The sequence below is a fragment of the Pseudomonas edaphica genome, from assembly GCF_005863185.1.
GTDB lineage: Bacteria > Pseudomonadota > Gammaproteobacteria > Pseudomonadales > Pseudomonadaceae > Aquipseudomonas > Aquipseudomonas edaphica.
In genome coordinates this window covers 1-8,267 of the sequence record NZ_VBVZ01000261.1, presented here as the reverse complement: position 1 = coordinate 8,267, position 8,267 = coordinate 1, and the positions used below count along the sequence as shown (strand labels likewise).

The 8,267-nt window shown below is 57.6% G+C and carries 11 protein-coding genes; 5 read left to right on the top strand and 6 right to left on the bottom strand.

Going from position 1 to position 8,267, the window contains the following annotated elements:
• Nucleotides 1-178 precede the first annotated feature (178 nt).
• From flgE to flgB, 4 genes are read right to left on the bottom strand one after another with little or no spacing between them, the layout of a single operon-like run.
• Nucleotides 179-1,489 (bottom strand): flagellar hook protein FlgE, encoded by a 1,311-nt coding sequence (gene flgE / locus FEM54_RS17810; RefSeq protein ID WP_017138383.1) that lies wholly within the window; start codon nt 1,487-1,489, stop codon nt 179-181.
• 31 nt (nt 1,490-1,520) lie between these two features.
• A complete protein-coding gene (flgD, locus tag FEM54_RS17805) occupies nt 1,521-2,252 on the bottom strand; it encodes a flagellar hook assembly protein FlgD (protein ID WP_138452192.1) in 732 nt (243 codons plus the stop codon).
• 16 nt (nt 2,253-2,268) lie between these two features.
• The gene (gene flgC / locus FEM54_RS17800) at nt 2,269-2,721 is read right to left on the bottom strand and encodes a flagellar basal body rod protein FlgC (protein WP_017138385.1); all 453 of its coding nucleotides are present in this window, start codon (nt 2,719-2,721) and stop codon (nt 2,269-2,271) included.
• Between the two features lie 3 nt (nt 2,722-2,724).
• Nucleotides 2,725-3,132 (bottom strand): flagellar basal body rod protein FlgB, encoded by a 408-nt coding sequence (flgB, locus tag FEM54_RS17795; protein WP_138452190.1) that lies wholly within the window; start codon nt 3,130-3,132, stop codon nt 2,725-2,727.
• A 325-nt stretch (nt 3,133-3,457) separates the two neighbouring features.
• Here flgB and FEM54_RS17790 point away from each other — a divergent pair, with 325 nt between their 5' ends.
• Nucleotides 3,458-4,237, top strand: coding sequence for a hypothetical protein (locus FEM54_RS17790; RefSeq protein ID WP_138452189.1), 780 nt, complete (start codon nt 3,458-3,460; stop codon nt 4,235-4,237).
• 86 nt (nt 4,238-4,323) lie between these two features.
• On the opposite strand, the gene cheR is transcribed toward FEM54_RS17790, so the two are convergent.
• A complete protein-coding gene (gene cheR, locus FEM54_RS17785; protein WP_017138387.1) occupies nt 4,324-5,151 on the bottom strand; it encodes a protein-glutamate O-methyltransferase CheR in 828 nt (275 codons plus the stop codon).
• Between the two features lie 44 nt (nt 5,152-5,195).
• A complete protein-coding gene (locus FEM54_RS17780; RefSeq protein WP_138452187.1) occupies nt 5,196-6,128 on the bottom strand; it encodes a chemotaxis protein CheV in 933 nt (310 codons plus the stop codon).
• A gap of 95 nt (nt 6,129-6,223) precedes the next feature.
• Here FEM54_RS17780 and flgA point away from each other — a divergent pair, with 95 nt between their 5' ends.
• From flgA to FEM54_RS17760, 4 genes are all read left to right on the top strand, one after another.
• Nucleotides 6,224-6,982 carry a flagellar basal body P-ring formation chaperone FlgA gene (flgA, locus tag FEM54_RS17775; protein WP_026013793.1) on the top strand — a complete coding sequence of 253 codons (759 nt, stop codon included), beginning with the start codon at nt 6,224-6,226 and terminating at the stop codon, nt 6,980-6,982.
• A 159-nt stretch (nt 6,983-7,141) separates the two neighbouring features.
• Nucleotides 7,142-7,468 (top strand): flagellar biosynthesis anti-sigma factor FlgM, encoded by a 327-nt coding sequence (gene flgM / locus FEM54_RS17770; protein WP_138452185.1) that lies wholly within the window; start codon nt 7,142-7,144, stop codon nt 7,466-7,468.
• A gap of 48 nt (nt 7,469-7,516) precedes the next feature.
• Complete coding sequence (locus FEM54_RS17765; protein ID WP_017138391.1) at nt 7,517-7,987, top strand: flagella synthesis protein FlgN; 471 nt, start codon at nt 7,517-7,519, stop codon at nt 7,985-7,987.
• A gap of 96 nt (nt 7,988-8,083) precedes the next feature.
• The coding region (locus tag FEM54_RS17760; protein ID WP_138452183.1) for a flagellar regulator YcgR PilZN domain-containing protein at nt 8,084-8,267 on the top strand (184 nt) is incomplete at its 3' end.

Sequence of the window (8,267 nt, the reverse complement as noted above, 5' to 3'; positions counted from 1 at the left end):
CCCTAAGATCCAGCACCTTTAAGTCCGATAAGTGGAAAGAACGGCGAGGTCGGTTCCACAAAGGCCTGTCAGCTCGCAACTGAGCAAAGGGTGGGAATGGTTGCTGATCCAAATAGCAGGCAAAAAAAAGCCCCTCGCTAGAGGGGCTTTCATTCACAGCAGTGTCAGGCCAACCGCATCAGGTCATCTGAATAATGGTCTGCATGATGGTGCTCTGGGTGGAGATGGTCTTGGCGTTCGCCTGGTAGTTGCTCTGGGCCTTGATCAGGTCCACCAGCTCGTTGGTCAGGTTGACGTTGGAGTTTTCCAGGGACTTGGACACGATCGAACCCAAGGTGCCGGATTGCGGGGCGTCATAACCCGGCTGGCCCGAGGCGAAGGTCTCTTTCCAAGTGGTGCCACCCGACGGCTGCAGACCCTGCTCGTTGTTAAAGCTGGCCAGGGAGAGCTGACCGATGGCCTTGCTCTGCTGGTTGCTGAAGGTGGCGAACAGCACGCCGTTACCGTCGATATTCAGACCGGTGATCTGGCCGGTGGCATAGCCATCGGTGACCGGTGGGTTACGGTAGGTGGCCGAGTTGTACTGGGTGATGTTGCCCATGTTGATGGCAATACCGCCAGGGTTGGCATTCGCGCCGTTTTTGGTCCACACGCCATTGGTCACTGTACCCGGCACCCAGCCAGTCAGCTGCAGGGTAGTGCTGGAGGTGCCCCCGGTGACAATCCCGGTGAGTTTGCCGGCACCGTCAAAGCTCAACGTCGATGCCACCGGTGGCGTCGAGCCTGTGCCAGTAGGCGCCGAACCGTCTGGGTTACGGCCGTCGATCAGGGTGTAGGACTTCCAGGTATTGGAATCCGTTTTGACCAGGTACTGCACCATCGGGTGCGCGTTACCCTGAGTGTCGTACAGCGTAGTGTTGTACTGGGTACTGAACGAGCTGGACTCGGTTGGATCGAACGGGTGCGCCGCCTGATCAATCACCGGCGAGGAAGAGTTCAGGTTACTGGTGGAGTCCACTTTGGTGGACGCCTTGGGCGGCAGGTTCGACAGGTTCAATTGCAGGTCGGTCAGCGCGCCCTTGATGATGTTGCCATCGGCGTCCGCGGCGTAGCCTTGCAGGCGCGAGGTGCCGGTGTTGTTGGTGATGTAGCCGTCTTTGTCCGAACGGAAGGTGCCGCTGCGGGTGTATTCCAGCGAACCGTCACTGCCCTTCTGCACGAAGAAGCCACCGCCCTGGATCGCCATGTCCAGCAAGCCGCCGGTGTTGTTGACGTCACCTTGGGTGAATTGCTGGGACACCGCCGCCAGGTTCACGCCGCTGCCGACACTGTTCTGGCCAGTGCCCAGTTTGGACGCCGCGTAGATGTCGGAAAACTCCGCACGGGACGATTTGAAACCGGTGGTCGCAACGTTGGCAATGTTGTTGCCCGTCACGTCCAGTTGTTTGTTGGCCGCATAGAGGCCGCTAAGGCCGATGTTAAAAGACATGTTTCTCTCCTTCTGCCGTATTTAGCCGGCTCTATGTACCGATAGTCTGAATTTGCGACAGCTTGACGCTGCCCATGCCGCCTGCAAGGTTGAGCAGCATTTCGCCGCCGGTCTTGCTCAACGTCACGCTGGTGACCGTTGCCGGCAGCGACGTCAACAGGGCAACCGAGTCGCCTTTGTCATTCTTGGTGCTGGCCGCGAAGGTATAAGTGCCGGCGGGGGCGACTTCACCTTTGTCGCTCTTGCCATCCCATATAAAGCTTGAATTGCCGGCGCTTTGGGCGCCCATGTCGATAGTGCGCACCACGTTGCCGTCTTTGTCGGTGATTTTTACCGAGACGTTGCCTGTCGCTGCCGTCACCGCCACCGAGCCGGTCATGCTCTTGCTGGTATCAACCATGGCCTTGTCGGTCTGGGTGATGATCGAACGCCCGACCAGTGACGAGGCCTGCAACGCTTGCGAAGAGCTGAAGTTGCTGGAGATCGCATTCACCGAGTCGTTCAGGGTGTTGATGCCTTCCAGGCTGCTGAACTGCGCCAGCTGCGCCACGAACGCGCCGTTGTCCTGAGGCGACAGCGGATTCTGGTTTTTCAGCTGGGTCACCAGCAGTTGCAGGAACGCATCCTTGCCCAGCGCCTGGTTGCCCGTGGCCGCCTTGGCGGCACCATCAAGGCCGCTGTTGTCTGTGGCAGTCTTGACCTTGGAGTTGAACAGGTCCTGAACCGCCGTGTTGGGTGTAGAAGTGGTATCAACAATGGCCATTATTTGGCGCCCCTTATCACTGACCCAGGGTCAGGACCTTCTGCATCATGGTTTTGGCGGTGTTCATCATTTCCGCGTTGGTCTGGAACGAGCGGCTGGCGGAAATCATGTCGGCCATTTCCTCGACCACGTTGACGTTGGGGTAGTACACGTAACCCTTTTCGTTCGCGGCCGGATGGTTAGGCTCGTAGCGGGCTTCCAGGTTGCTCTGGTCTTCGACCACGCCGAGCACCTGCACGCCTTGGCCCGCCGCATCCTGGTTCTGGAACAGTGAATCACCGCTGCCGCTCTGGCCGGCCTGGCCACCCTGGAACATGGTAGCGAACACCGGGTGACGGGCGCGGTAGGTCTGGTCAATGCTCGAAGACACGGTCTCGGCGTTGGCGATGTTACTGGCGACGGTGTTCAAACGCGTGGTCTGCGCGCTCATGCCACTGCCGGCAATATTGAAAACACTGGCGAGGGACATGGCTTACTCTCCGCGCAGGGCTGACATCAGCCCTTTGAATTTGCTGTTAAGCAGGGTGAAGCTGGCCTGAAAGTTCACCGAGTTCTCGGCGTAGGCCGATTGCTCCAGCTGGGCGTCGACGGTGTTCTGATCGATCGACGGCTGCATCGGCGTGCGATACAGCAGCGACTCGTCACCATTGCCCAGGCCTTGCGCTTCGATATGACGGCTGTTGGTCATGTTCAAGGCAAAGGTGCCGTTCTTGATCTTGTCCTGCTGTGCGGCGAGCACGGCGGAGAAGTCCAAATCCCGAGCCTTGTAGTTCGGGGTGTCGGCGTTGGCAATGTTGTTGGCCAGGACTTCGGCACGTTGGGCGCGAAAGCCCAGGGCTTGTTCGTGGATACCGAGCGCTTTATCGAAGCTGATGCTCATGGCGGAAACCTTTAGGCTGACCTGCTTTTCGTATCTGGGTTATAGCAAGGCCCATGCCAATTCGCCGAAGGCCCGTATTACAAGGGTTTGCGCAAGGTTTGCCGGCGGCAATGCCAGAAAAGCGGCAATGGGCTTCCGCGTGGCGCCAGTAAAGCGGCAATGGCGGTTGCCGCTTTTACACCCGGTGGCAATCCTTCAACAGGCTGCCCCAGTGCCCCAGATACCTTGACCGCTCGTCTGCACTGTCATTTCTGACAGTTGTTGCGCCTACGTCTTTGCGTGCCTCATCGGGTGACCCCCTACATGCATAAAGCAGAGGCACACCATGCTGACTATTCCCCCCCTCAGATTCGTCCTGCAGGACAACGCGCTACCCATTCCAAACCTCTCGACCAGACTGCTGATCGGCAATGCGGTTGAATTGTTTTGCCCCTTTGCCGTCAAGCAGGGTGATTTCGTCAACGCAAATTTGATCGGCGAAAGAGGCAGAACGTACAACCTGAGCTTTGAGGTGGAGAAAGACGAGGCCGGGCTCAACTTTTTGACTCACCGTTCAATCATTGTCGGTAAGTCAAGGACCAATGTTGTTTTAATATTACGCGTTCGACGTGGCAGCGACGTGTACTTTGCGCCGAACGCAACCGTGTCCATCGATGCCGGCGGCATCGTTGTGCCTGTTCCTGGCACAGTGTGGGATTTCGCCGATGGCACCTTCCAAGGCTGGGTACCTCAGTCAGTTTATGCAGGCAGGGTGCTGCACATCGTCAACGGCAGCGTGGTCGTTGACCTGCCCAGCAGCCAGGTAACCAAGGCTCACATCATCACCCAACCCGTATCGGTCATCGCTGGGCGCATCTACGATGTCAGCTTTGACGTCCTGGGTGGTACAGCCGCCGGAGATGGCTCGACGCTGTACCTGACGGTTAACGGCAGCCGAATCGGCGCCAACGTACAAAACATAACCAACGCATCAACACAAACCGGAACCGGGACATTTACCGCAAGCAGTACCGGCACCGTGCATTTGGGTATTTTCAACGAGACCATCCCCAGCAGGAACCATCTTCTATTCTTGGGCAATATCCGAATGACACCCAAACCCTGACCACCGCCCGTAAAAACTGGCGCTTGGCGCGCATAAAAAACGGGAAGCCTTTGCGGGGCTTCCCGTTTTTTATGCTCAAGCCACCTTTATTTGGCCTGATAAATGATCCCGGGGCTGCACTGCACCATCTGGTAATGATCCGGCAGGCCGTTGAGTGCTTCGGATGCACCCAGGAACAAATAACCACCACGCTTGAGCGTACCGTGAATACGCAACAGGATGTCTTTCTTCACCTCTGCCGAGAAGTAGATCAACACATTGCGGCAGAACACCATGTCGAACTTGCCCAGGCTGGCATAGCTGTCGAGCAGGTTGAACGAGCGAAATTCCACCCGGCTCTTGATCGGCGCCTTGACCGCCCAGCGTCCTGCCCCTTTGGGGTCGAAGAAACGTTGCAAGCGTTCCTGGGACAAACCGCGGCCCAGGGCCAGGCTGTCGTACTCGCCGGTCTTGCAGTTGGTGAGCATGGTGCCGGACAGGTCGGTGGCGACAATTTGCGCACCGGCCTTCAATTGGCCCATGTTCGTACGCTCGAACTCATCGATGGACATCGAGATCGAGTACGGTTCCTGCCCCGAAGAACAAGCGGCCGACCAGATGCGCAGGCGCTGGCCCGGACTGGCCTTGATGGCCTCCGGCAGCACTTTGTTCTTGAGCACTTCAAAGGGGTAGGTATCACGAAACCACAAGGTTTCGTTGGTGGTCATGGCATCCACCACCATTTCCTTGAGCCCGCTGCGCGGCTGGCCCTGGATGCGCTGGACCAACTCACCCAGGGATTTAATGCCCTGCTGTTCCATCAGTTTGTTGAGACGGCTGGATACCAGGTACTGCTTGTTTTCACCGAGCAATATGCCACAGGCTTTTTCCAGGAAGACCCGGAACTGTTCGAAATCCAAATTACCCGTAGACAATGATACCGCCTCTTAAATCGTGTGACCGCCAGGAGGAAATCCCCCTAGCCGTGATCTGCTGCCTTGATCCGGTCGACTACCCGGGATGCCAGGTCATCAGGGCGGAATTTGGCCAGGAAGTCATCAGCACCGACCTTCTTGACCATCGCCTGATTGAATACGCCCGACAAGGAAGTATGCAGGATGATATGCAATTTTTGCATGCGTGGATCGTTACGTATCTCGGCCGTGAGGGTATAGCCGTCCATTTCCGGCATTTCAATGTCGGAGATCATCATCAGGAACTCTTCTTCCGGCTTCTTGCCTTCGTCCACCAGTTTGCGCAGGTAATCCAGGGCTTGGCGACCATCGTTCAAGGCCACCACTGCCACGCCGACCGTTTGCAGGCAGCGGCTGACTTGCTTGCGCGCCACCGAGGAGTCATCCACCGTCAGCACACGCAGCGACACCGCCTTGTGTGCGGTTTCGGCGTCTACCACGCCAACCGAAATGGTTTCCGAGGTGGGTGCGACTTCGGCGAGGATCTTTTCCACGTCGATGATTTCGACCAACTGGTTGTCGACCCGCGTCACTGCCGTGAGGTAGTGATCGCGCCCGGTGCCCTTGGGCGGCGGATGGATCTCCTCCCAGTTCATATTGACGATGCGCTCCACCGAGCGCACCAGGAAACCCTGGGTCTTGGTGTTGTATTCGGTGATGATCACAAAGGGGCTTTCGCGGTCCTGCAACCCCGAGGAACCGGTGGCCATGGCCAGGTCGAGAATCGGGATGGTCGCGCCTCGGATATTCGCAACGCCGCAGACCACCGGGCTGGATTTAGGCAATATGGTCAGCTTGGGGCACTGCAGCACTTCCCGCACTTTAAACACATTGATGCCGTACAGCTGCTTGCCGTCCAGGCGGAAAAGCAACAGTTCCAGGCGATTCTGCCCTACCAGCTGTGTGCGCTGGTTTACTGAGTCCATTACTCCTGCCATGCCTTGACTCCTACGCTAAAACCTTTGGCTATACCTACAAGGGCAACGACGCTCACCCAACACTAAACGGCACGGGCTTTGCTATTTATTGGTCTATGAACCTTAAAACGACAGTTTTCCGACGCATCCCACGGTATCGCAGATTGCTCTGCGCAACGATGGCTTTGCTTGCCTTGGGCTCGGGCACCACGGCTCGCGCAGATAATGTCACCTTGCCTGATCTCCTTATCGGCGTCACCCAAGGCTTTCTTGAGTTCACTGTAGAAGATTATCTGGCGACCACCCAAACGCCGGGGCGTTACGAAATCCAGGTCAACCAACTGGACCCGCGCCTGCGCATGCCTATGTGCGACAAGGAATTGACGGCCAGCCTCGAAAGCCCGGCCCAGCCCATCGGCCGCGTGACGGTAAAAGTGCGCTGCGAGGGCGCCTCACCCTGGACCGTGTTTGTGCCGGCGCAGGTCAAACTGTTCCGCGATGTGGTTGTGGTCACACGCCCGCTCAAACGCACCGGCATCATTGGTTTTGAAGACGTGGCCCTGCGCGAACGCGACATCAGCCTGATCAATCAGGGCTACCTCACCGCTGTGGACCAAGCCATCGGGCAGAAACTGACCCGACCAATGGTCACCGACCAAGTCATTACGCTGGTGCATCTGGAACAGGCTGAAGTGATTCGCAAGGGCGACCAGGTGGTGATTTCCGCCAGCAGCGGCGGGCTGATGGTAAAAATGCCGGGGGAGGCGCTGTCCAACGGCGGGATGAGCGAGCAGATCCGGGTCAAGAACCTCAATTCCAACCGTGTGATCAAGGCGCAGGTGACCGCGCCGGGCCAGGTTGAGGTGGCGCTATAGAAGATCACCGCTGTGAGATCACTGGTGTGAAACGCCAGGTTTTCCTACACTGTGCGTGGGATGTCGACCTGTACAGGTTTATTGTCAAACGAGCCTAAAGTTTGTCCGGGTATGGCCGAAAACATGGCAAGCGTCCAAATACCCAGAGGTTTTTTTAACATGGTCATTGATTTCAGTCGTTTAAATAACACCCAGGCTTTGCCGGGCAATACGCGCACCAGCGGGGCAAAGGACGGCGTAGAAGCCAAGTCCCAGCCAGCACCTGCGGCCAAGACAGAACAGGCCAGCGCCAGCCAGAGCGGGGAATCGGTACACCTGAGCAATGAGGCTCAACAGTTGCAGAAGGTCACTGACTCGCTGCGCGATCAACCCGTAGTCAATAAAGCCCGCGTGGCCGAATTGAAACAGGCAATCGCTGATGGCAGCTATAAGGTCGACAGCAACCGTGTCGCCAGCAAGCTGCTTAACTTCGAAGCCGAGCGCTAGGCAAAGGCCTGCGCAGGGCTTTTGGACGCTTAAAACCCAAGGCCAGCCATGCACCACGACGAACATCTGCTTGAACTGATCATTGATGATCTGGCGCCGACGCAACTTCTGCTCGAGCTGCTCAAAGAAGAATCCCTGGCCCTCTATGGCCGGGACATGCGCTTGCTGGAGGAAATCCTGGCGCGCAAACAGTCGCTGATCGTGCTGCTGGAGCAGCATGGCAAGAAGCGCAGCGAAATTCTCATCAGCCTGGGCCTGCCGGCTGATCATGATGGCCTGGCACAACTGGCCAGCCACTCCTCGGTAGGCGATCAGTTGCTGGCGCAGAGCACCGCACTCAATCAATTGCTGGCCCAGTGCCAGGAAGCCAACCTGCTCAACGGCCAGTCGATCCAGCTGCAGCAGGCTACGACCGCCAACCAGTTGCGCATACTCCACGGCGGAGAGCCTCCGGCGCTGTACAACGCCCAAGGGTCGACCTCGCGCCTGGTCAAGCCAAGCACCCGCAGCCAAGCCTGACACCGGTTTACAGCGCGCCCTATCCAAGGCGCGCTACATGCTGGCAAAATGCCGGTTCTTGCGTGTAGTCGTATTTTGTCTGGAGATGGAAGAACCGTGTTCAACGCCCTTAATGCGGAAGATGCTCCGCAGCCACCCAAGGTGCTCACCACGCCTCTGGAAATCGCCAGCACGTTGCGAATGCTGCAAGAAAGCCATGACCCGCTGATCATCACTTTCCATGAACGCAGCCAGCGGTTCCAAAGCTATCTGGTGGATATAGATCGGGACAGCAAAACGC